The organism is Flavobacterium paronense (assembly GCF_030409795.1).
Classification (GTDB): domain Bacteria; phylum Bacteroidota; class Bacteroidia; order Flavobacteriales; family Flavobacteriaceae; genus Flavobacterium; species Flavobacterium paronense.
This window is the reverse complement of the sequence record NZ_JAUFQN010000019.1, coordinates 3,125,263-3,149,873: the sequence shown is the minus strand read 5'-3', so window position 1 is coordinate 3,149,873 and position 24,611 is coordinate 3,125,263. Positions and strand designations below refer to the sequence as shown.

Genomic DNA, 24,611 nt, shown 5'->3' with positions numbered 1-24,611 from the left:
AACTTGGGACGTTTTTTAATACTCAATTTTTCCAATATGTCGCATCACTCTCATGATTTTATCCTTTCTCTTTTCAATATAAGAAGAAGAATTTGATGCTTTGTACTTTCTGGGGTTAGGTAAAATTGCTGCAATTCCGGCTGATTCTCTTGGATTCAAATTTATTGCTTCTTTTCTGTACCAAATCCTTGCTGCTTCTTGAGCGCCATAAACCCCATTGCCCATTTCTATGCTATTTAGGTAAACTTCCATAATACGTTCTTTGCCCCAAATCAGTTCAATTAGAACCGTAAAATAAGCTTCGAGTCCTTTGCGGATATAACTTCTGCCTTGCCAAAGGAAAACATTTTTGGCTGTTTGCTGTGAAATCGTGCTTCCTCCTTTTAACCTTCTTCCTTTGTTATTGTTTTTAAAGGCTTTCTGCATCGCTTTAAAATCAAAACCGCTATGCTTTAAAAAATTCCCATCTTCGCTAGCGATAACTGCTTTGGGAAGATTTGGAGAAATGGCTTCTAACGGAACCCATTTATGGCTGTAAATCGCATCATTCCCATCTAATTTAAATTCAATTATTCTTGTAATCATCAAAGGTGTAAACGGAATTGGAACCCATTTAAATATAATTACAGATAAAATGGAAAGTCCAAAAAACCAAAGCATAGCTTTCCATATCCAACGTGAAATTTTTCTTATCATATTTTATATTACTAAATCTGCTAATTCTTGTCCTATCAAACTTCCAATTGCAACTCCCATTCCGCCTAATCTTACACCACAATAAACATGTTCAGACAATTGCTCAACGATTGGGTTTTTTGTCGCCCCTAATCCCATAATACCACTCCAACGATGTTCAATCTTATAATCAGTGTTTGGTAAAATTACTTCTTTTAATAATCTCTCCAAGCGATTTTGAATTAATTCTGTTTGGCCAAGTTCGGTTGTGGTTTCTTCTTCAAAAGCTAAATTTCTTCCTCCACCAAGTAAAATTCTGTTGTCAATATTTCTAAAATAATAATAGCCTTTATCTAAGTGAAACGTTCCTTTAATATCCAAATTTGGAATCGGCTCTGTTATTAAAACCTGAGCTCTTGCTGGTTTTACTTTATTGTTTGTCAGTTCCGATGCAAAACCATTCGTTGCAAATAGTAACTTTTTGGTAGGGAAACTAAATTCGTCTAAAGTAACTTCAACACTATTCGTTTTTTCTTGAAAAGACTTGACTTCAACTTGATTTAAAATTAAAATATTGTTTGCAATTGCTTTTTTCAATAAGGCATTCATCATTTTCCCTGTATCAATTTGTGCTTCAAACGGATTAAAAATAACATGTTCTTGTATGCCTTGAAAAGCAAAACGGTCAACTTCTTTAGCAAAAACATCATTCCTAAGAAGTGGTTTTAATAAGTCATTGATAAAAGAGAGTTTTTGCAAACATTCTGTGTATGTACTTTCTTCATCTTTGAGAAACAATTCATATCCTCCGTAAGGTTTAAAATCTATTGTTTCATCGCCTAGGTTTTTACGCAACAATTGCAACCCTTTCCACCGTTTTTGAATCAATTGAAAAACTGCTTCTTCACTATGCGATTTTAAATCATCTATGATTTCTGAAAGACTTCCAAAGCATGCAAAACCGGCATTTTTTGTACTGGCTCCTTGAGGTAAAATCCCCTTTTCTAAAATCAGTATTTTACTTTCTGGGAATTTTTCACGCAAAGCTAAAGCACAATGTAGACCGACAATCCCACTACCAACAATTGTAAAATCAATAGCTGTAAACCAATTTTTGAGTTCCCAATAGCTAAAATTCATTTGTTATTTTTCTTTAAAAATACTTTTTTCAGATAAAACTTAAAGTAAAATTTTAAAAATTTATTTTTTTATACGAATTGTATTTAGTTTTTAATAATATTTCAACAGAAAACAGTGATGTTTATCAATTTGATACTGATTTTAGTAAATAAGTAAGTAATATGATAAAAATAATTTTATTTTTGGTGCACTATTTTAACCAAACTATTAAATTATGAAATGTAAACTACTTATTGTTGCCTTAGTGGTAGCTTCGAGTGTGTCTTTTGCTCAAAACAAAAGTTCAATGTGGAGTGCCACCACAAAAAAAAGCAACATGGTTCCTTTGGAAGCCAGAATGCAACTTCCGGAAAGAAACCTTTTTAACTTAAATCTTTTAAGTTTAAAATCAAGTTTAAGTAATGTGCCTGAAAGAATGGCAACCTCAAAATCTAATGCCATACTGTCTATTCCAAATGCAGAAGGCGTTTTAGAAAAATATAGTGTTTACGAAAATTCAACAATGGATCCTGCTTTAGCAGCAAAATATCCAGAAATTAAATCATACATCGGAATTGGAATTGATAATCCTACAGCAACAGCTTATTTCAGCGTATCCCCTTTAGGTTTTAAATCTATGGTGCTTGCTGCTGATAAATCTGCCGTTTTTATCGAACCTATTTCTGCTGATTTAGAAACTTACACTGTTTACAGAAAATCAGACAAGGCGCAATCGCTTACTCGTTTTGAATGTAGTGTTATTGATGCTGCCGCTGCGCAAACTGCCGGAAGCACTTTAAGACCAAATGCTGACGACGCCGTTTTGAGAACTTTCCGTTTGGCTATGTCATGTACGGGAGAATATACTGCTTATTTTGGTGGTACAAAAGCGTTGGCTTTGGCTGCTATCAATAACTCGATTACCAGATGTAATGGTGTTTTCGAAAAAGATTTTGGTGCCCGTTTTATTATTATTGCAAATACAGACTTAGTAATTTACACTAGTGCATCAACTGACCCTTATTCAGCTGCTGCAAGTATGTCACAATGGAATGCACAACTACAATCAACATTAACATCTGTAATTGGAGAAGCTAATTATGATTTAGGTCATTTATTTGGCGCCACTGGTGGTGGTGGAAACGCAGGTTGTATTGGATGTATATGCACAAACGGTTCTAAAGGAAGTGGTATCACTTCTCCGGCTGACGGAATTCCGTCTGGAGATAATTTTGATATTGATTATGTTGCTCATGAAATTGGACACCAAATGGGTGCAAACCATACTTTTACACATAGTAATGAAGGATCAGGCGTTCAAATGGAGCCAGGTTCAGGTTCAACTATCATGGGTTATGCTGGAATTACAGCACTTGATGTTCAACCCCATTCTGATGCCTTTTTCCATGCTGTAAGTATCCAACAAGTAACCAATAATATCAAGGCTAAAACTTGCTCTGTAAATATTGCAACAGGAAATGCTATTCCAACGGCTAGTGCTGGATTGGATTATACGATTCCGAAAAGTACTCCTTTTATGTTAACAGGTGCAGGTACAGACGCCAATGGTGATGCGCTTACCTATAACTGGGAAGAAATGGATAATCAAACTACATCAGCAGCGCCAAGTGCTACTAAAACTACTGGAGTAAATTTCAGATCTTATAATTCAACTGCTTCTCCAACAAGATATTTCCCAAGAATGGCTTCTGTTTTAACTGGTGCAACTACAACTGCTGGAACAGAACTTACTGTTGAAGCTTTATCATCTGTAGCCAGAACAATGAATTTTAGAGTAACTGTTCGTGACAATAGAGCTGGCGGACCAGCAAATAATAGTGACGATATGATTGTTACTGTAAATGCAACTGCCGGACCATTTACTGTAAGTTCTCCAAATACTGCTGTGTCTTATGTAGGCGGAAGTTCTCAAACGGTAACTTGGGCTGTAGCGGGTACAACTGCAAACGGAGTAAACTGTGCTAATGTGGATGTCCTTTTGTCTACTGATGCTGGCGCAACTTGGTCTACTTTATTATCAGCTACGCCAAATGACGGAACAGAAGCTGTTACTATTCCAAATACTCCTGGAACAACCAATAGAATTATGGTAAAAGGGACAAATCATATTTTCTTTGATGTTTCTAATACTAACTTTACTATTACTGCAGGTTCAACGGATACTGTTGCGCCAACTGCACCAACTTTATCGGCTTCTGGAACTACTCAAACCACAACAAATTTATCTTGGTCTGGTGCTACTGATAACGTAGCAGTTACTAGTTATGATATTTATAAAGATGGGGTTTTATTAGGCTCAACTGCTTCAACAACTTATACTGTTTCTGGTTTAGTAAATACAACTACTTATGTTTTCACTGTTAAAGCTAAAGATGCCGCTGGAAACGCTTCTATTACTAGTAATGCAGTTAGTGTAACAACATTATCTCCTGCTCCTGATACAACTGCACCAACTGCGCCAACGTTATCAGCTTCAGGAACTACATTAACATCTACCGTATTATCTTGGGTTGGTTCTACTGATAACGTAGCTGTAACTGGATATGATGTATACCAAGATGGAGTTTTAAAAACTTCTACTTCATCAACTACACTAACGGTTACAGGTTTATCATCTTCTACAGCTTATGCATTTTATGTTCAAGCTAAAGATGCCGCTAATAATATTTCTTTAGCAAGTAATACTGTTACAGTAACAACTCTAACTCCTGATACAACAGCACCAACCGCTCCAACATTATCAGCTTCTGGAACTACTGCAACGACTACTAATTTATCTTGGACAGGTGCTACAGATAACGTGGCAGTAACAGGATATGATGTTTATAAAGGTGGGGTTTTCTTAGCTTCAACTACAGCAACTACATATGCCGTAACTGGTTTAACTGCTTCTACTGCATATACTTTCACAGTTAAAGCTAAAGATGCTGCTGGAAATGCTTCTTTAGATAGTAATACAGTAAGTGTTACAACATTAGTTAACACAGTAACATATTGTGCCTCTACATCAAGTATTACTACTGATGAGAGAATTGGAAAAGTAGTTTTCGGAACCATTAGCAACACTTCAACAGGAACTGCTGGATATGAAAATTTTACAGCACTTTCAACAAATGCTGTTAGAGGAACTGCATACACTATTACAATTACACCAGCTTGGACAAGTACTGTTTACAAAGAAGGTTATGCTGTTTGGATTGATTACAACGGAAATGGTGTTTTCACAGATGCAGGAGAAAAAGTATGGACAAAAGCAGCTTCAACAACGACACCAGTAACTGGTACGTTTACAATTCCAGCTACTGCTACTTTAGGAGCAACAAGAATGAGAGTGCAAATGAATTACAATGCTACTCCAACTTCTTCTTGTCAGTCATTTACTTATGGTCAAGTAGAAGATTATACTGTTAATATTACTGCTACAGCAAGAATTAACGATGCTAATACAAGAGTTTCTTTCAACTTGTATCCAAATCCTGTAAAAGGTGATATTCTAAACATTTCAAATCTTGAATCTACATCGACTTATAGAATCTATAACATGATGGGACAAGAATTAGGAAATGGTAAAATTGAAAACGAAAGTATCTATGTTGGTTCTTTAAAAGCAGGAACATTCTTAATTGAAGTTTCAAACGGAACTTCAACTTCAACAAAACGTTTTATCAAAGAATAATTTTTTATAAAAAAGACAAAGCCATACTGAAAAGTGTGGCTTTTTTTTTGAATTAATTTTGCTACTTTTAGCCTTTCAAAAAATTAGCTATAAAATGAACAGAATCCTTTTTTTAATCGTTAGCATTATGAGCCTTTCCGCATCAGCGCAACAACTTCTATCTCCCGAAACTTTATGGAAATTAGGCCGAGTTTCAGCCCTTGGAATTTCTAAAGACAAAAAGTCAATTGTCTATAAAGTATCTACACCAGTAGTAGCGGAAAACAAATCCAATTCTAAATTTTATACTATCCCAGTTACTGGTGGTAATTCTGTGGAAGTTCAAGAAGAGCAAACAAAAGAGTTACTAACAGACAAAAATGTTTCTCCAGATGGAAAATATATTTTATCAACACAAGAAGTTAAAACTGAAAATGTTTTAGGGAAAGATTTTTATCCAGAATTAGACAAATCAGAAGCACAAATTTATGACGGATTGGATTATCGTCATTGGGATACTTGGAATAACGGAACCCACAATCATGTGTTTTTTGCTCTAAATAAAGGAAGCAAAGTAACTCCGTTTGACATCATGAAAGGGGAACCCTATGATTCGCCGCAAAAACCTTTTGGTGGAGACGAAGATTATATTTGGACACCAGATAGTAAGAGCATTATCTATGTTTCCAAAAAGAAATTCGGAACCGAGTATGCAATGTCTACCAATACGGATTTGTATGAATTCAATATTGAAACAAAAACCACCAAAAATTTAACTGAAAACAATCTTGGTTATGATACTAATCCGGCCTTTTCTCCAAATGGGGATTTGACTTGGTTGCAAATGAAGCGCGATGGTTACGAAGCAGATAAAAACGACATTATTGTTAGTTTCAAAGGCATGAGCATGAATTTGACTGCCAATTGGGATGGTTCTGTTGAGAGTTTTAAATGGAATGTTGATGGTAAAAAAATCTATTTTACAGCAGCAGTTGATGGAACTTTACAATTATTTGAAGTAAATTTCCCTGGTTTGACCAAAATTGCTGTGACAGTAAAACAAGTTACTACCGGAGATTTTGATATACATGGCATTGTAGATTTATACGGTGATAGCATCATCGTTTCAAGAGAAGACATGAACCATGCGGCCGAAATTTATTCTTATAACCTTAAGAAAAAAACGTTTACACAATTGACCAAAATCAATGACGAAACCTATTCAAAATTGGCTTTACCAAAATATGAAAGAAGATATGTAACAACAACTGATGGCAAAAAAATGTTGGTATGGGTAATTCTTCCTCCAAATTTTGATAAGACTAAAAAATATCCAACGTTACTTTATTGTCAAGGCGGACCACAATCTCCATTAACACAGTTTTATTCTTTCCGTTGGAATTTTTCATTAATGGCATCGCAAGGATATGTTGTCGTAGCACCAAACAGAAGAGGTATGTATGGTCACGGCCAAGCATGGAACGAACAAATCTCTAAAGATTGGGGCGGACAAGTAATGGATGATTATCTATCAGCTATTGATGATGTGTCGAAAGAAAGTTATGTAGACAAAGCGCGTTTAGGCTGTGTTGGGGCTAGTTATGGTGGTTATTCCGTTTTTTACTTGGCTGGAATTCACAACAACCGTTTCAAGACATTTATAGCTCATGATGGCGTTTTCAATACACAAAGTATGTTCGGAACAACAGAAGAAGTATTCTTCAACAACTGGGATTTTGGTGGGCCTTATTGGGATAAAAGTAATGCGGTTGCTCAGAAAGCGTACAACCAATTCAACCCTATAAACTACGTTGACAAATGGAATACCCCTATTCTGATCGTTCAAGGAGGAAAAGATTACCGTGTGCCCATTGGTCAAGGACAAGAAGCATTTCAGGCGGCACAACTTCGTGGAATAAAAAGTCGTTTCCTTTATTTACCAGAAGAAAACCACTGGGTTTTAAAACCTCAAAATGGAATCGTTTGGCAACGCGAATTTTACAAATGGTTGAAAGAAACGTTGTAAAACTTATTGACATAAAAAACAAAAACCCAACTTTTTCAAGTTGGGTTTTTTATTTATTCCGGATCGTTCATTTTAAAAGTATCCATAAATGCTGTAGTATAATTTCCTGCTACATAATCTGGTTCTTCCATTAGTTGTCTGTGAAATGGAATAGTTGTTTTTATTCCTTCGATAACAAATTCATCTAAAGCTCGTTTCATCTTATTGATAGCTTCTTCTCTGGTTTGCGCTGTTGTAATCAACTTAGCAATCATCGAATCATAGTTTGGCGGAATGGTATAACCTGCATAAACATGCGTATCAAGACGAACTCCATGTCCACCCGGAGCATGTAAAACCGTGATTTTTCCTGGTGAAGGTCTAAAATCATTATACGGATCTTCAGCATTAATTCGGCATTCAATAGCATGCAATTGTGGTAAATAATTTTTACCAGAAATTGGCACACCTGCAGCGACTAATATCTGTTCCCGAATCAAATCATAATCGATAACCTGTTCTGTAATTGGATGCTCTACTTGTATACGCGTATTCATTTCCATAAAATAGAAATTTCTATGCTTGTCTACCAAGAACTCTACAGTACCGGCTCCTTCGTATTTTATAAACTCGGCCGCTTTTACAGCCGCTTCGCCCATTTTATGACGTAATTCGTCAGTCATAAATGGCGAAGGTGTTTCTTCTGTTAATTTTTGGTGACGACGTTGAACAGAGCAATCTCTTTCGGATAAATGACATGCTTTTCCGTAGGAATCACCAACCACTTGTATTTCGATATGTCTTGGTTCTTCGATCAATTTCTCTAGATACATTCCGTCATTTCCAAATGCTGCTGCTGATTCCTGACGGGCACTTTCCCATGCTTTTAGCAAATCTTCTTCTTTCCAAACGGCGCGCATTCCTTTTCCACCACCACCGGCAGTTGCTTTTAGCATAACTGGGAATCCCATTCCTTTAGACAATTCTAAAGCTTGTTCATAAGACTCTAGTAATCCTTCAGAACCAGGAACACATGGAACTCCAGCCGCTTTCATAGTCGCTTTTGCCGAAGCTTTATCTCCCATTCTATCAATCATTTCAGGCGAAGCACCAATAAATTTGATCCCATGTTCTTGACAAATTTTAGAAAATTTAGCGTTTTCAGAAAGAAAACCATATCCTGGGTGAATTGCATCAGCATTAGTAATTTCTGCAGCTGCAATAATATTGGACATTTTTAGATAAGATAAATTACTTGGCGGAGGACCAATACAAACGGCTTCATCTGCAAATTTTACGTGTAAACTTTCGGCGTCAGCAGTTGAATAAACCGCTACCGTCTTGATGCCCATTTCACGACAGGTTCTGATTACACGAAGTGCAATTTCTCCTCTATTGGCAATTAGTATTTTTTTAAACATCTTTTTAGATTAGATTGTTGGACAATTGGATTGTTGGATTGTTAGATTGCTTCGCCAGTTCGTCGACGCTCTTGTATTGTATTATTAGTAGTTTTAAAAAGCCTAATAATCAGTAATCTAATAATCTAATAATCTAAATTATGATGGGTCAACTAAAAATAATGGTTGATCGAATTCCACTGGTGACATATCGTCAACTAAAATTTTAACAATTTTTCCGGAAATTTCGGCTTCGATTTCGTTGAATAGCTTCATAGCTTCCACTACACAAAGAACATCACCTTTATTAATTGAGCTTCCTACTTCTACAAACATTGGTTTGTCTGGAGATGGTTTGCGGTAGAATGTTCCAATCATTGGAGATTTTATAGTAATATATTTTGAATTTTCATCTGTAGCTGCGGCAACAGGTGCAGCAGTTGAAACCGCTAATGGAACTTGAGGAGCAACTGCAGCCATTGGTTGTTGCATTGGTGCTTGTTGTACATAAGTAATATCAGGTGAATTTCCTTCTAATGTAGTCCTAATAGTAATTTTTATATCACCAGTTTCTAACTTTACTTCTGCAACTCCAGAATTGGATACAAATTTGATTAGGTTTTGAATTTCTTTTAAATCCATGATTAGTTGTTTTTAGAATTAGTTTAGTTTATTGTTTGTTGTATGCCCATTTTAAATAAATAGAACCCCAAGTGAATCCGCCACCAAATGCAGCAAAAATTAAATTATCTCCCTTTTTAAATTTGTCTTCAAAATCACTTAAAAGCAAGGGTAATGTTGCTGAAGTTGTATTTCCGTATCGGTGTATATTTATTAGTACTTTGTCTTCATCAAGTCCCATTCTACTTGATGTAGCATCAATAATTCTTTTATTAGCCTGATGCGCAATTAACCAATTCACATCATCTTTAGTTAAATTATTACGCTCCATAATCTTTTCGCTCACGTCGGCCATTCCTGAGACAGCATATTTGAAAACAGTTTTCCCATCCTGAAAAACAAAATGTTGTCCATTCTCAACTGTTTCTTTAGATGGGGGAAGGATTGAACCACCAGCATCAATTTTTAGATATTCTCTACCGATGCCATCACTTTTTAGGATTTCGTCTTGCAAACCTAGGCCTTCAAAATTAGGTTCAAATAAGACTGCACCAGCACCATCTCCAAAGATTATGCAGGTTGCTCTATCAGTATAGTCAATAATAGAAGACATTTTATCTGCTCCTATTAAGAGTACTTTTTTATATCTGCCCGATTCAATATAAGCTGCCGCATTTGACATTCCGTACAAAAAGCTTGAACAGGCTGCTTGCAAATCGTAAGCAAAAGCATTAACGGCACCTATTTGTGTTGCAACATAGACTCCGGTTGCTGCCACAGGCATGTCAGGGGTAGCTGTTGCCATAATGACCAAATCTATTTCTTCGGGGTTAATTTTGGATTTTGAAATTAAATCTTGCGCAGCTTTAATTGCCATGAAAGAAGTTCCTTTTCCTTTTTCTTTTAAAAGTCTTCTTTCTTTGATTCCTGTTCGGGAAGTAATCCATTCATCATTGGTTTCAACCATTGATTCCAGCACTTGATTAGAGAGTACAAATTCTGGGACATAAGCTCCAACTGCTGTTATTGCGGCTGTAATTTTATTCATAAATTGGATGTTTTTCTTTTCATTTTTTAAATTTGAAAAGTTGTTGAAATTACAAAAAATAATTATACCTAAGATATTTGGGATGGTATATTTGTAAAATTTCTTAAAAACAAAAAACTCCCACAAAGTGAGAGTTAGTCTTGTAAAAAACTTTACTTAAGCAACAGCTACTGATTTATCAATAACTACTTGTCCTCTGTAATACATTTTCCCTTCATGCCAGTAAGCTCTGTGGTATAAATGCGCTTCTCCAGTTATTGGACAAGTTGCAATTTGAGCAACAGTTGCTTTATAATGAGTTCTTCTTTTGTCTCTTCTTGTTTTCGAGATTTTTCTCTTAGGATGTGCCATTTTACTATATTATTTATCCGTTAATAGTTGTTTTAATTTGTCCCAACGAGGGTCAATTTCTTCTTCTTTTTTTATTACTTCTTCGTCTTTAACTTGTAATTCATTTAATTTTTTCAATGCTTCTGTCTGCAAAGTACCATCTTTAACTCCTGGATGGACTCTTTTTTGAGGAATAGAAAGTACAATCATTTCATAAATATATTGTGCCAAATCTATTTGATGTTCACCGTGAGGCAAAATTAGCAATTCATCATTATCATTGTTGAATTCGTCACCAAACTGAACTACTAATTTAATTTTTCCTTTAATAGGCAAATCAAATTGTTCTCCTGTTAAATCACAAGGAACGTTAACGGTTCCTTTGTGTATAAAACTGACTTCCAGCATTGTTGCTTTTTTTTCTAAAACAACTTTTACCTTTACAGCACAGTTTTCAAATTCATCAAAACTAAATTCGTCAAAGAACTTTTTTTCAATATTATATTCAAACTGATGCTTTCCTATTTTTAATCCTATAAAAGGAATTAAATATTCATTCGTACTTTTCATCTAAACAACAATTTGAACCCCAAATCGGGAGTGCAAAGATATAAAATTATTGCAATTTCAAAAGCGTTATAAACATTTTTTTGTTTATAACTGTTTTTCTTTTGTTTTCATTGGATTTTTGCTGATTTCCAGGTATTGATTTCTCGAATTGTAAATATCAATAGCCGTATAAACAGCTTCTTTAAACGAATTATAATCAGCAATTCCTTTTCCGGCTATTTCATAAGCTGTTCCGTGATCAGGAGAAGTTCTGATTTTATTTAAACCAGCAGTATAATTTACACCTCCTCCAAAAGACAAAGTCTTAAACGGAATTAATCCTTGGTCGTGATAAGTTGCGATAACAGCATCATATTTTTCATATTGGCTGCTACCAAAAAAACCATCCGCGGCAAAAGGCCCAAAAACAAGTGTTCCTTTTTCAAAAAGTTTTTTTATTGCAGGTTTAACTATCTCATCGTCTTCTTTACCAATTACACCATTGTCTCCGGCGTGAGGATTTAATGCCAGAATGGCAATTTTTGGTTTATTGATTCCGAAATCTTGAATCAATGCCTTTTTTACAGTTTCAATTTTTTGAACTATCAATTTTTCGGTTAAATGTTTTGCTACGTCATTTACAGGAATATGATCGGTTAGTAAACCAACCCTTAAATTATCCTGAACCATCAGCATTAAGGCATTTCCTTCTAACTCTTTGTCTAAATAATCGGTATGTCCCGGAAACTTAAATTCTTCTGATTGGATGTTGTATTTGTTAATTGGAGCTGTAACTAGAACATCTATTTGATTTTCTTTCAAAGCTTTTGTAGCTGCAACTAATGATTTGATAGCATATTTTCCGATAGCTGGGTCGTTTGTTCCAAAATTTAAATCAACACCTTCACGCCATATATTGAGAACATTTACTTTTCCTAGAACTATTTGATCTATTTGGTCAATTCCGTGAAGTGGGGTTTCTAATTCTAGTACTTTTTTAATAAAAGACATAACTTTAACGTTTGCAAAAATTACTGGCGTGCAAAGTTCTAACATTCTTGAGTCATCAAAAGTTTTAAGAACTACTTCGCTTCCAATACCGTTTAAATCTCCAATTGAAATTCCGACGATTATATTTTCTGCTTTTTTCATAAGAAGTACTAGTTATTTATTGCTAATTTTGAAGTGCAAATTTAGTAAAATAAAACCATAATGTTTACAGGAATAATTGAAACCCTTGGAATAATAAAAGATTTAAAAAAAGACAACGACAATCTAGATATTACAGTTTCTTCTGTTATCACTCATGAATTAAAAGTTGATCAAAGTGTTGCTCATAATGGCGTTTGTCTTACCGTAGTAGCAATCAACAATGATGAGTATACGGTAACCGCGATAAGAGAAACCATTGAAAAGACAAATTTAGCCGATTGGAAAGTTGGCGATTTAATCAATTTAGAACGCGGCATGAAATTAGGTGATCGATTAGATGGTCACATTGTTCAGGGACATGTTGACCAAACTGGCATTTGCAAATCAATTGAAGAAGCTAATGGTAGTTGGTATTTTACCTTTGAATACAATCGTGATTTAAATAACATTACTATTGAAAAAGGTTCTATTACCGTTAATGGTGTGAGTTTGACAGTTGTAAACTCTAAAATAAACGAATTTAGTGTAGCGATTATACCTTATACTTTTGAGCACACCAACTTTAATACATTTAAAATAGGGACTAAAGTAAATCTGGAATTTGATGTTGTGGGAAAATACGTTGCCCGTTTACATTCTTTAAAGCAATAAAAACTGAGAAACCCTATAAATCAAAAAGCTTCAAACTAGTTTGAAGCTTTTTTTAATTTATTCAATTTGTATATTCCGTATGTGATTGAAAGTAGTATTAATAATAATATACCTCCGTCCAATGGCAGCCCTGGCGGCGGCGGCGGCAATGTTGTCGGTGGTGGTGGTGCCGGATCTGCAAAAACAGCTGTTCCTTGCAACAAAAACACAACCAAAATAATAATAAGTCTATTCGGGACAATTTTCATAGTGCGTAAAAGTATAAAAAAAATCTATTTACCAAAATAAATTAAATGTTTAATCGACAAAGTTAATCAAAATTTAAACTTTGTAAGCATAGAACGGTTATAGAATACAAATCTTATGCTCTAAAAAACAAAAGCCTCTACAGTTCTGTAAAGGCTTGATTTAATGTGGTCCCACTTGGGCTCGAACCAAGGACCACCTGATTATGAGTCAGGTGCTCTAACCAACTGAGCTATAGGACCCGCTTAAAGCGGTTGCAATATTACTACTATTTTTTTTTCGTTGCAACTATTTCTATCGGATTTCTTGACAAAGTTCAATCAGAACGCCATTTGTTCCTTTTGGATGTAAAAAAGCAACTAGTTTATTATCGGCTCCTTTTTTAGGTATCTCATTCAAAACAATAAAGCCTTCTTTTTTTAAACGTTCGATTTCTTCTATTATATTTTCTACATCAAAGGCGATGTGATGAATGCCTTCGCCTTTCTTTTCCAGAAATTTAGCAATCGGACTTTCCGGATTTGTAGCTTCCAATAGCTCTATTTTATTTGGCCCGTTTAAGAAAAAGGATGTTTTTACGCCTTGGCTTACAACTTCTTCCTGTTTATAGGGTGGATTGCCAAATAGTTTTTCGAAAAGTAAATTTGAGGTTTGCAGATTGTTGACTGCAATTCCGATGTGTTCAATTTTACGCATGATTTGTTGTTTAACTACAAAGTTCGGAAAGTTTTCTGAAAGTTGGCAAAGTAGCTATAGTTTTTCTTTTAGCCCCGATTGTAGTGAAAATCATCTTTGTCAAAGTTTTGGACTTTGACAAAGATATTGTAACGGAAAGCGGGAAAATGGAGAACTGATAATGCCAAAACTTTCGCTTCTCCCTTCGACTGCGCTCAGGATGACAAATTTTGTGTATTTTTGCGCCATGGAAACGAATAGACAAAAGAAAATTGGCAGTGTATTGCAAAAGGATTTAGTAGATATTTTACAAGGTGAGATACGTAAAAATGGAATTTCGAACTTAGTGATTTCGGTTTCTAAAGTAATCGTAACTACTGATTTATCTATTGCCAAAGTATACTTGAGCGTTTTCCCACAAGATAAAGCAAAGGATTTACTTGAAGCTATAAAAACCAATGCTCCTTTGATTAAGCATGATTTATCGCAACGTGTAAAATTGCAATTGCGAAAAGTGCCTAATCTTTCTTTTTATATTGACGACTCGTTGGATTATATCGAAAAGATTGACAATGCATTGTCTGGAAAAGAAAATCCTATTGAAAACCGTGACCTTTTAGAAAAACGCAAGAAATTTTAAATTGAAATTCTCGCTATACATAGCCAAACGATATCTTTTTAGCAAAAGTAAAAACAATGCTATCAATATTATTACCGGCATTGCATCGATGGGAATTATTGTTGGAACGCTCGCTTTGTTTGTTGTCCTTTCTGTTTTTAGTGGCTTGCGTGATTTCAGTTTATCTTTTTCCAATACTATTGATCCCGATTTAAAAGTTAATCCAATTCAAGGGAAAACATTCTTTATTTCTCCAAAACAAGAAAAAGAAATTGCTGCTATTGAAGGTGTTGCTTCCTTCAGTAAAATAGTGGAAGACCGCGTGCTATTCTTTTTTGACGGAAAAGAACAAGTGACTTATTTAAAAGGTGTTGACGTCAATTACACTAAAATCAATACTGTTTCCAAAAATCTTTTTAACGGAAAATGGCTTCGATATAAAACCGCCGAAGTGGTTGTAGGTTATGGAATCACACAAAAATTATCACTTGGGCTTTTTGATTTTAACAATGCTTTTGAAGTTTATGTGCCTCGAAAAGGCAAAGCGGTAATTGAAAGTGAAGCTGAAGCATTTAACAAATCTGTTCTGATTCCGGTTGGGATTTATGCCATAAGTGAAGATTTAGATTCTAAATATGTGTTTGCAGATTTGACACTAGCGCAGGAATTATTAGAATATAAACCGAACGAAATTTCGGGTGTTGAAATTAAAATGATGCCAAATGCTAACGAAGCTGAAATAACAGAAAAAATCAATGCTGTTTTCCAAAATAAAGTAGCCGTAAAAAACAGAGCGCAACTAAATGCAACATTATACAAGATGTTGAATACGGAGAATATTGCGGTTTATCTTATCTTCACACTTGTAATTATTATTGCATTATTCAATTTAATTGGCGCTTTAATCATGATGATTTTGGATAAGAAAAACAACCTGAAAACGCTTTTCAATCTGGGTTCTGAAATCAAAGATTTAAAGAAAATATTCCTGCTTCAAGGTAGTTTGCTTACAATTATTGGCGGAATTGTTGGATTGGTTTTGGGGATAATTATAGTACTGATTCAACAACATTTCAAATTAGTCATGATTACCGAAACCTTGGCTTATCCTGTGGTCTTCACGATTCAGAATGTGTTGATTGTTTTCGGAACTATTGTCGCGCTTGGTTTTATTTCAAGTTGGATTGCGAGCAGTCGAGTGACAAAAAAACTATTGGATTAAACAAACTGATAATTAGCAAACACTTCTTCTATTTCATCCAAAGCTTTGAACAAACTTTCAGCTGATTCAAGAGTAACTAATTTTAATCGGTGTTCTTTGAAGTTGGAAACCCCTTTAAAGTAATTGGTGTAATGACGACGCATTTCTACAATTCCGATGCGTTCCCCTTTCCAATCCATTGACCAGGTTAAGTGATTTCGGGCAGCTTCGATTCGGTCAGCCATTGTAGGTTGCGCCAAATGTTCTCCGGTTTTGAAGTAATGTTTGATTTCGTTAAATATCCACGGATAACCAATCGCAGCGCGACCAATCATCATTCCATCTAAGCCGTATTTATTTTTGTATTCCAATGCTTTTTCGGGAGAATCTATATCGCCATTTCCGAAAATTGGCATTGTAATTCGAGGATTGCTTTTCACTCGGGCAATATGCGACCAATCAGCACTTCCTTTATACATTTGCGCACGTGTTCTGGCATGAACTGTTAAAGCTTGCACACCAATATCCTGCAATCTTTCAGCAACTTCATCAATATTGATAGAACTTTCATCCCAACCTAATCTCGTTTTTACTGTTACTGGAAGATTGGTTCCTTTAATCACAGCTTTTGTCAAACGTACCATCAAATCGACATCTTTTAAAACTCCGGCTCCAGCACCTTTGCAGACTACTTTTTTTACAGGACATCCAAAATTAATATCTACCAAATCAGGACGAACAGCATCTACAATCCTGGATGACATTTCCATGGCTTCTTCGTCACCACCAAAAATTTGAATTCCAACTGGTCTCTCGTAATCAAAGATATCCAACTTCATGCGGCTTTTTATCGCATCGCGAATTAAGCCTTCGGAAGAGATAAATTCCGAGTACATCAAATCAGCACCATGCAATTTGCACAATCTACGAAATGGCGGATCACTCACGTCTTCCATAGGCGCAAGTAATAGTGGAAAATCAGGTAATTCTATGTTGCCTATTTTTGGCATGATTGGATATTTTTCTGCAAAAATACTGTTTTTTTTAAACCTGACAGGTTTTGAAAACCTGTCAGGTTTAAAAATCCAAAACTTTGAGCTATATTTGCCGATTAAGTGCGGTAGCATTTTACCCAAAACTGACCCATTTACTAAGATGAAGCATATTAGAAATTTTTGCATAATTGCACACATTGATCACGGAAAGAGCACACTTGCCGATAGACTTCTTGGTGCCACACAAACCGTTACCGCTCGTGAAGAAAAAGCACAACTGCTAGACAATATGGATTTGGAACGTGAGCGTGGAATTACCATAAAAAGTCACGCCATCCAAATGGAATATAAATACAAAGGCGAAGATTATATTCTGAATCTTATCGATACTCCGGGACACGTTGATTTTTCTTATGAAGTTTCGCGTTCGATTGCTGCTTGTGAAGGTGCTTTATTGATTGTTGATGCCGCTCAGAGTATCCAAGCTCAGACGATTTCTAATTTATATTTGGCTTTAGAAAACGACTTGGAAATTATTCCGGTGTTGAATAAAGTAGATTTACCAAGTGCTAATCCGGAAGAAGTTAGCGACGATATTATTGATTTATTAGGCTGCAAACTAGAAGATATCATTCATGCTTCGGGTAAAACCGGTTTTGGTGTGGAGAATATTCTGGCTGCTATAATTGAAAAAATTCCGCCACCAAAAGGTATAAAAGACGAACCATTACAGGCACTGATTTTCGATTCACATTACAATCCGTTTCGTGGCATTGAAGTTATTTTCCGTGTAAAAAATGGAGAAATCAGAAAAGGGCAAAAAATCAAATTTATGGCGACTGGCAATGAATATTTTGCCGATGAAGTAGGAACTTTAAAGTTAAATCAAGTCCCTAAAGACGTAATTTCTACTGGCGATGTTGGGTATTTGATTTCCGGAATTAAAGAAGCGAAAGAAGTAAAAGTTGGTGATACCTTAACGGATGCCAAAACGCCAACAACCAATATGATTACGGGTTTTGAAGATGTAAAACCAATGGTTTTCGCCGGAATTTATCCTGTTGACACAGAAGATTACGAAGATTTGCGTGCTTCGATGGAAAAATTGCAACTGAACGATGCTTCTTTGGTATTTGCTCCAGAAAGCTCTGCCGCTTTAGGCTTTGGTTTTCGTTGCGGGTTTTTAGGGATGCTGCATTTAGAAATCATACAAGAGCGTTTGGAGCGAGAATATGATATGACGGTAATTACAACTGTTCCCAACGTTTCGTATTTGGCTTACACTAAAAAGGATCCTGAAACTCCGTTTGTAGTTAACAATCCATCTGATTTGCCAGAACCATCACGTTTGGATCGTGTAGAAGAACCATTTATTAAAGCTACAATAATTACTAAGTCTGATTTTGTTGGAAATGTAATGAGTTTGTGTATCGAAAAACGCGGGGTTATAACCCATCAAACGTATTTGACCACAGAACGTGTAGAATTGAGTTTTGACATGCCTTTAGCAGAGATTGTATTTGATTTTTATGATAGATTAAAGACCGTTTCTAAAGGATATGCATCATTTGATTATTCTCCAATAGGAATGCGAACTTCTAAATTGGTGAAGCTTGATGTTTTACTAAATTCTCAACCTGTGGATGCGCTTTCAGCATTGATTCATGAGAGTAACGCCTATCATATTGGAAAGAAAATGACCGAAAAATTACGTGAATTAATTCCAAGACAACAGTTTGATATTCCGATTCAGGCTGCTATTGGTGCTAAAATCATTGCACGTGAAACGATAAAAGCCTTGAGAAAAGACGTTACCGCCAAATGTTATGGTGGCGATATTTCACGTAAGCGTAAATTGCTGGAAAAACAGAAAAAAGGAAAGAAAAGAATGCGTTTGGTAGGAAATGTTGAAATTCCGCAGGAAGCTTTTATGGCTGTTTTGAAATTGAATGATTAAGATTAGACGAAAAGATAAGAGACTAATAGATGATAGACATACCCAATATCGAAAGTTATTGGGTTTTTTGTTTAGTATTAAAGCAGTAACTTTACAGTCTTAATTTTAAAAAAATGCTTGAAGATAAATCTCCGCAACGAACATCGCTTTCACAATTGGGTGAATTTGGACTGATTGACCATTTGACGAAAAACTTTGATGTAAAACAACCATCAACTATAAAAAGTATTGGCGATGATGCTGCTGTTTTGGATTTTAAGGACAAGAAAGTTATTGTTTCTACCGATTTATTAATTGAAGGTGTGCATTTTGATTTGTCCTATATGCCGTTGCGTCATTTAGGTTACAAAGCTGTTGTTGTAAATGTGTCTGATATTTGTGCGATGAATGCGAAGCCAACTCAGATAACTGTTTCAGTTGCAGTTTCAAATCGTTTTCCGCTGGAAGCTTTAGAGGAGTTGTTTGACGGAATTGCCCATGCAGCTAAATTTTATAATGTTGACGTTATTGGTGGCGATACAACATCATCACAAAAAGGTTTGATTATTTCTATAACTGCTATTGGAGAAGCAAACGAGGAAGATATTATTTATAGAAATGGAGCAAATAATGGTGATTTATTGGTTGTTACTGGCGATTTAGGTTCGGCCTACATGGGATTACAAGTTTTGGAACGTGAAAAACAAGTGTTTCAGGTAAACCCAAATAACCAGCCCGATTTGGATGCTTATACTTATTTAATCGAGCGTCAATTAAGACCAGAAGCGCGTCATGATATTAGAGATTTATTGTCAAAATTAGAAGTAAAACCAACATCTATGATTGATATTTCGGATGGATTGTCTTCGGAAATTATTCATATTTGCAAGCAATCAAAAGTAGGTTGTAATTTATATGAGGAAAAAATTCCGGTAGATCCACAGTTTATAAATGTTTGCGAAGAATTTAATATAGATTCGACAACTGTTGCCATTAATGGTGGCGAAGATTACGAATTGTTGTTTACTATTGCTTTAGAAGATTTCGATAAAATAAAAGCCAATCCAAATTTTACTGTAATCGGCCATTTAACTCAAGAAAGTGAGGGCATTCATTTAATTACGAGAGCCAATACCAAAATCCCTTTAAAAGCTCGTGGTTGGGATGCCATAAGAGAAGAATAATTTCTTAAAAAAAGCGATACCTTACAGTATCGCTTTCCCCCTAAATTGTAAATTAAGTAGTTTTTTGAGTTTTACTACTCTAGTCTACAGGTAACCCTAAAATCATTGCTAAGTTACACTAAGTAAACAAAAACCTTGTTACGGTTTCCCGCATAATCGTTAAATGACACCTTTTGTCTTCGCTTCATTAATTAAATCGATGTCACTTCCGCCTTTTACTTCTAATATTTCTCTGATATTAAGTTTACGTTTCTCAATGGCACTAAGAGAAAGCGGAATATATTGTGGTAAATCTTTAGTTTTTACTCCTTTTGATAAGTGAAACAAAATTTGCTTATCAAAAGCGTCTAATTCTATATTATTGTATTGGGCTTGACCCACTAATTTGATAACCGTTTGGCTATAGTAACTTTCATTGTTAATGATTTTATCAAAAGCAAAAATCAATTCGTCAAATGTTAGGTCATTTTTAATAATCAATCCGTTTGGATTAATATTTTTAATGATGTTATTGATTTTAAGTAATTCTGTATGCATTGTTAAAAGTATGACTTTACAGCCAGGCATTTCAGTTTTCATTAAAGAGGCTAAATCTTCGCCTGAGTAAATCCCTTTTTCGGCATATTCGGGCATACTGATGTCGAAAAAAGCTACATCAAAAGGTTTTTTTGACTCAACAATATTTTCATATCCCGATTTACAATTGTTTGCCTGAGTAACTTCAAACTCATATCCTTGTTGGCTATACTTTTCTAATGCATTTTTATACGCCTGAATTATAAAAGGATGATCGTCTACAATTAATATGTTCATTGATTTTGTCATGCTTGTTCTTCTATTAGTTGTTTGGTTTCTATTGGTATGGTAATTACAATGCTGGTTCCGTTATCTTTTTTTGAGGTAATATCAATAATTCCCTGACAATCGTTTGTTCTTGAAATCATATTTTGCATTCCGATTCCTTTACTTTTTTTGTTTACATCAAAACCAATTCCGTCGTCTTGTATTTTTAGAAAAACATTTTCTGAATTTCCACTGATTTCTACCGAAATATTTTTGGCATTGGCATATTTATTAATGTTTTGCAATCCCTCCTGTAAAATACGGTACATGTTGATTTTTATAGCATTACCTATTTTATCCCAGTTGATTGATGTATCAATATTATAGGTAACCTCAGCTTGGTGTAAAGATTTTTGTTCTTCTAATAAATTATGAACGATTGACACAAAGTTATTAATTAAAACCAATTTCTCTCTATTCAAGTCGTGTGAAATTTCACGAATATCTTGTTCAATCGTTTTTAATTCGTTTAATAATTCATTCCTTTTTTGAGGTGCGTCGGGATCCGTACTCGAATTCAAACTATCAAGGTTTAAACGCAGACCAAACATTCTTCCCAAAACCCCATCGTGAAGATCCTGTGCCAAACGCTTCTTTTCCTTGTTTCGACTTTCATCAATGATAGATTGTTGCGACATCATGAGGTTAAAAATCTCCTCGTTTGCTTTTTGTTGGGCTTGTTTAAATAATAACTCACGAGTTCTGGCACGTTGCGCTCTCACTACAAATAACAATCCAACTAAAATAAAGGTGATTGTGAATCCTAAGAGTAGTTTTCTGTTTCTGTCTTCGAGGATATCATTTTCTTGTATGATTTCATCTGTTTCTAGGGTAATGCGATTAAATCTGTCTTTAGACTGTCTTTCTACAATTTGCAAACTGTCGCTGATTCTAACATAATCTCTTGAATATAAAGAAGCATTTTTAGTGTCTACAACTTGAGCCTGTCTTAATGCTAGAACTACGTTTCCTGGAATCTTAGACTTCTTAGCTACCTTTATAGCATCTTGGGAATATTTTATTGACAACAAATTATTCCCAATTTTTTGATAATATTCTGAGATATGAATACTACTTCCTACTATTACCGTTGGATCATTAAATTTTTGTCTAATCGCTAGTGCGTCAAAAAACAATTTAGGGAGGTCTTTGTAATTTGAAGATTGTAACCTTGAGTATGCTAGATTGTCAATTAAAAGTGAATACAAGTCTGGATCGTCTTTTAGAATTTGTTTGTCCTTTAATGCTTCTTCGAAATTTGTTATTGCTTCCTTATATTTTTTTTGCTTAATATAAAGATATCCTAAATTATTATAGCAAACTGCTTCTTGATGTTGTTCATTTTGTAAATTATATTTCCTAACTGTTTCAAGTGCTTTTTCATGATAAAAGACAGCTTTTTCATACTCCTTTAGTTCGTTATAAACCAATCCTAACTGATTTAAAGTGCCGTAAAGTTTATTTTTATTATCTGAATCCTTATAAATTGAATATGCTCTCGTAAGTGACAACTCAGCACCCAAAAAATCACTGGCCATACATTGTACTACACCTTTATTTAAATAAACATTAGCTAAGATTTCTTTTTGTTTATCTAATTTAAAATATAACTTTTCGGCTTTTGAAAAGTAAATGAAAGAACTGTCAAGGTTATTAGTGTTTTTATAATAAGTTGCTCTACTTCTATATGCCTTCCCTAGATTTGTACTATCCAAAACAGCAAGTGAATTCTTGAGTAATACTTTTGATGAACTGTTAAATCCATCGCTAAGTTCAAAATCATAATACTGAAAAACTATATCGGAAAGTAAATTTCTGCTTTCTTTACTATTTTGGAGTTTAGAAGTTAAACTGAAGGCTCTATTAAGAAAATTTATTCTTTGCTGGTCAGAATACTTTTCTTGTTTTGACAAATTAAAATAATAGAGCCCACTTTCTGAAATAGATTTTTCAGAACCTACTTCCGTTTTCTTTTTTGTACAACCAAAAAATAAAATTAATATTATAAAGTACTTTACTTTCAATATGAAATGGTATTATTTCAACAAAAGTAATAAACTAACCTAATAAAAAAACCACTAATAAAAATTAGTGGCTTTTATATTGTCAAAAGATATTATTTACTTAAATAAATATCTTTTATTTTAAATTTATTTGTTTTTTACTTCTTTATTATAAACTCCCTCCTGTATTTTTACCTCCAATATTAAAACCTCCAGTTCCTGTTCCTAAATCGCCAGGTGTGTTTTTACCTCCAATGTTAAAACCTCCAGTTCCTGTTCCTAAATCGCCAGGTGTGTTTTTACCTCCAATGTTAAAACCTCCAGTTCCTGTTCCTAAATCACCCGGTGTGTTTTTACCACCAATTTCAGAAGGAGTTGTAAATGACGTGACAATAAGCATTAGAGCTAATAATCCGAATGTTGTTGCTAATTTTTTCATAATTTGAGACTTTTATGTGTTATTTATTTAACTCGTTTTAATGTGTGTGCCTTTTAATTGATTTGAGGCAATGGGACACTTTCACGATGTAAAACTAAAAAGGATGTCTTTGTTAATGCCTATGAATAGTGGCCTTTATGGTAGAATGGTGCCGTTTGATAGTGAATGATAGCCAAATCGTGGTGGATGGTTTGTGTGAAATTTGTGATTTTGACCAAAAAGCTTGTCTTTATTGACTTTGCTGCAAAGTGATTTTATCAGGTAGAAGTAAAATCCGGGTAAATGATAACTTTATCATTAACTTTTATATTGTGTAATTATTGTAAATAAAAAACTCTTTCTAACGATGAGTTGTTAGAAAGAGTTTAAGTCTCCTGGTAAAATTTATATTATAATTCTGGAGTTGCTGGTGGCGGAGGTGTTTCATCTTCGCCGCTAATTGTATTATATAATACATAGTCATTAAACTTAGCCAAGTCAGTTGTCTCCCATATGGTCTGCCCCGTGTTGGTGTATTTTACCAAGGTAGTGTAGATGGCATTCCCTGCTTCTACTCGGTCCTCTTGTTCAATGTCACGTCTACCGATTTCCATTTTCATATCGACAATCAAGGTGGTAAATTCCTCTGTTAACGCAGTAAGTGAATCGAGTATGGCAGGTGTTAAACCATTTGCTGTTAGTTCTCCCATAAATTCATTTCCAACGCGTACCACTCTTTTAGCTGTGATTAACAAATCCGCATCGGTTTGACGTGCCAATTCCTCTGTTCCAAACTTTTTATACTTTGGAGAACCGAAAGGATATACCAAAACTACTCTACCCATAATACCTCTAATTACAGTACGAATTTCTTCTGCTTTGGCATCTTTGTTTTCTGTAACTCCGGTTTGATCACCCAGCGCTTCCACATCGGTAAGTCGCTCTGAAAATTCAGTAATAAGTGTTTTCAAATCGTTTACCAAATTCGAGGTTATCCCATACTCCCCGAACTCGGTTTTGTCTCTTTGCATGTAAGCCACTTTTTCTAACCCTTTCGTTACTAGGGTTCCATCAGAATGTTTGTAAATTCTAATTACGTCTTGTTTTCTCATGATTTATTTTTTTAAATGATTAATAATGCACGAGAAAACCAAGTTTTGTGCCAATAAAACTTACAAATTCTTAAGATTGTATTAAGATTTACAATATTAGTTGCCGGAAGCCAGTTTAAGGGTAATGGAAGCATCCCTGAAACCTGCGGAAGC

22 protein-coding genes and 1 tRNA gene are annotated in these 24,611 nt (G+C 34.7%); 7 read left to right on the top strand and 16 right to left on the bottom strand.

Annotation, left to right across the window (positions count from 1 at the left end; all coding sequences use genetic code 11):
* Positions 1-15 precede the first annotated feature (15 nt).
* Both mtgA and QWY90_RS14940 read right to left on the bottom strand, forming a co-directional pair.
* On the bottom strand, positions 16-696 hold the full coding sequence (gene mtgA / locus QWY90_RS14945) for a monofunctional biosynthetic peptidoglycan transglycosylase (protein ID WP_290286875.1): 681 nt from the start codon (positions 694-696) through the stop codon (positions 16-18).
* A 3-nt stretch (positions 697-699) separates the two neighbouring features.
* Positions 700-1,815, bottom strand: coding sequence for an NAD(P)/FAD-dependent oxidoreductase (locus QWY90_RS14940; protein WP_290286874.1), 1,116 nt, complete (start codon positions 1,813-1,815; stop codon positions 700-702).
* Between the two features lie 214 nt (positions 1,816-2,029).
* On the opposite strand from QWY90_RS14940, the gene QWY90_RS14935 reads away from it, so the two are divergent.
* Together QWY90_RS14935 and QWY90_RS14930 are read left to right on the top strand one after the other, a co-directional pair.
* Positions 2,030-5,491 (top strand): reprolysin-like metallopeptidase, encoded by a 3,462-nt coding sequence (locus QWY90_RS14935; protein ID WP_290286873.1) that lies wholly within the window; start codon positions 2,030-2,032, stop codon positions 5,489-5,491.
* 94 nt (positions 5,492-5,585) lie between these two features.
* Positions 5,586-7,496: a S9 family peptidase gene (locus tag QWY90_RS14930; protein WP_290286872.1), complete on the top strand. Its 1,911-nt coding sequence runs from the start codon at positions 5,586-5,588 to the stop codon at positions 7,494-7,496.
* A gap of 53 nt (positions 7,497-7,549) precedes the next feature.
* On the opposite strand, the gene accC is transcribed toward QWY90_RS14930, so the two are convergent.
* The 6 genes from accC to pdxA form a co-directional block, all read right to left on the bottom strand.
* Positions 7,550-8,896 carry an acetyl-CoA carboxylase biotin carboxylase subunit gene (gene accC, locus QWY90_RS14925; protein ID WP_290286871.1) on the bottom strand — a complete coding sequence of 449 codons (1,347 nt, stop codon included), beginning with the start codon at positions 8,894-8,896 and terminating at the stop codon, positions 7,550-7,552.
* A 138-nt stretch (positions 8,897-9,034) separates the two neighbouring features.
* Positions 9,035-9,517: an acetyl-CoA carboxylase biotin carboxyl carrier protein gene (accB, locus tag QWY90_RS14920; RefSeq protein ID WP_290286870.1), complete on the bottom strand. Its 483-nt coding sequence runs from the start codon at positions 9,515-9,517 to the stop codon at positions 9,035-9,037.
* Between the two features lie 28 nt (positions 9,518-9,545).
* Complete coding sequence (locus QWY90_RS14915; RefSeq protein WP_290286869.1) at positions 9,546-10,544, bottom strand: beta-ketoacyl-ACP synthase III; 999 nt, start codon at positions 10,542-10,544, stop codon at positions 9,546-9,548.
* Between the two features lie 156 nt (positions 10,545-10,700).
* The gene (gene rpmF / locus QWY90_RS14910) at positions 10,701-10,895 is read right to left on the bottom strand and encodes a 50S ribosomal protein L32 (protein ID WP_007137315.1); all 195 of its coding nucleotides are present in this window, start codon (positions 10,893-10,895) and stop codon (positions 10,701-10,703) included.
* Between the two features lie 9 nt (positions 10,896-10,904).
* Complete coding sequence (locus QWY90_RS14905) at positions 10,905-11,444, bottom strand: YceD family protein (RefSeq protein ID WP_290286868.1); 540 nt, start codon at positions 11,442-11,444, stop codon at positions 10,905-10,907.
* A gap of 84 nt (positions 11,445-11,528) precedes the next feature.
* Entirely contained in the window at positions 11,529-12,575 is a 1,047-nt protein-coding gene (gene pdxA / locus QWY90_RS14900) for a 4-hydroxythreonine-4-phosphate dehydrogenase PdxA (RefSeq protein ID WP_290286867.1), read from the bottom strand.
* Between the two features lie 60 nt (positions 12,576-12,635).
* Between pdxA and QWY90_RS14895 the strand changes: the two genes are divergently transcribed.
* Entirely contained in the window at positions 12,636-13,226 is a 591-nt protein-coding gene (locus QWY90_RS14895) for a riboflavin synthase (protein ID WP_290286865.1), read from the top strand.
* 35 nt (positions 13,227-13,261) lie between these two features.
* Here the strand turns inward: QWY90_RS14895 and QWY90_RS16250 are convergent, their stop codons facing one another.
* From QWY90_RS16250 to mce, 3 genes are all read right to left on the bottom strand, one after another.
* On the bottom strand, positions 13,262-13,348 hold the full coding sequence (locus QWY90_RS16250; RefSeq protein WP_369281105.1) for a hypothetical protein: 87 nt from the start codon (positions 13,346-13,348) through the stop codon (positions 13,262-13,264).
* Between the two features lie 292 nt (positions 13,349-13,640).
* Positions 13,641-13,714: transfer RNA gene (locus tag QWY90_RS14890), tRNA-Ile, on the bottom strand.
* Between the two features lie 52 nt (positions 13,715-13,766).
* A complete protein-coding gene (gene mce, locus QWY90_RS14885) occupies positions 13,767-14,168 on the bottom strand; it encodes a methylmalonyl-CoA epimerase (RefSeq protein WP_290286864.1) in 402 nt (133 codons plus the stop codon).
* Between the two features lie 226 nt (positions 14,169-14,394).
* Between mce and rbfA the strand changes: the two genes are divergently transcribed.
* Positions 14,395-14,787 (top strand): 30S ribosome-binding factor RbfA, encoded by a 393-nt coding sequence (gene rbfA, locus QWY90_RS14880; RefSeq protein WP_290286863.1) that lies wholly within the window; start codon positions 14,395-14,397, stop codon positions 14,785-14,787.
* Between the two features lies 1 nt (position 14,788).
* A complete protein-coding gene (locus tag QWY90_RS14875; RefSeq protein WP_290286861.1) occupies positions 14,789-15,988 on the top strand; it encodes an ABC transporter permease in 1,200 nt (399 codons plus the stop codon).
* Here the strand turns inward: QWY90_RS14875 and dusB are convergent.
* A complete protein-coding gene (gene dusB / locus QWY90_RS14870; RefSeq protein WP_290286860.1) occupies positions 15,985-16,977 on the bottom strand; it encodes a tRNA dihydrouridine synthase DusB in 993 nt (330 codons plus the stop codon). The genes QWY90_RS14875 and dusB overlap by 4 nt on opposite strands.
* A 145-nt stretch (positions 16,978-17,122) precedes the next feature.
* Between dusB and lepA the strand changes: the two genes are divergently transcribed.
* Both lepA and thiL read left to right on the top strand, forming a co-directional pair.
* Positions 17,123-18,919 carry a translation elongation factor 4 gene (gene lepA / locus QWY90_RS14865; RefSeq protein ID WP_290286859.1) on the top strand — a complete coding sequence of 599 codons (1,797 nt, stop codon included), beginning with the start codon at positions 17,123-17,125 and terminating at the stop codon, positions 18,917-18,919.
* Positions 18,920-19,032: 113 nt separating this feature from the next.
* Complete coding sequence (thiL, locus tag QWY90_RS14860; RefSeq protein WP_290286858.1) at positions 19,033-20,082, top strand: thiamine-phosphate kinase; 1,050 nt, start codon at positions 19,033-19,035, stop codon at positions 20,080-20,082.
* A gap of 159 nt (positions 20,083-20,241) precedes the next feature.
* Here the strand turns inward: thiL and QWY90_RS14855 are convergent, their stop codons facing one another.
* The 4 genes from QWY90_RS14855 to QWY90_RS14840 form a co-directional block, all read right to left on the bottom strand.
* Positions 20,242-20,895: a response regulator gene (locus QWY90_RS14855; RefSeq protein WP_290286856.1), complete on the bottom strand. Its 654-nt coding sequence runs from the start codon at positions 20,893-20,895 to the stop codon at positions 20,242-20,244.
* An 8-nt stretch (positions 20,896-20,903) separates the two neighbouring features.
* Positions 20,904-22,838 carry a tetratricopeptide repeat-containing sensor histidine kinase gene (locus QWY90_RS14850; RefSeq protein WP_290286854.1) on the bottom strand — a complete coding sequence of 645 codons (1,935 nt, stop codon included), beginning with the start codon at positions 22,836-22,838 and terminating at the stop codon, positions 20,904-20,906.
* A 259-nt stretch (positions 22,839-23,097) separates the two neighbouring features.
* Positions 23,098-23,367 (bottom strand): hypothetical protein, encoded by a 270-nt coding sequence (locus tag QWY90_RS14845; protein WP_290286853.1) that lies wholly within the window; start codon positions 23,365-23,367, stop codon positions 23,098-23,100.
* A 389-nt stretch (positions 23,368-23,756) separates the two neighbouring features.
* Positions 23,757-24,458, bottom strand: a complete 702-nt coding sequence (locus QWY90_RS14840) for a hypothetical protein (RefSeq protein WP_290286852.1) — start codon at positions 24,456-24,458, stop codon at positions 23,757-23,759.
* Positions 24,459-24,611 lie beyond the last annotated feature (153 nt).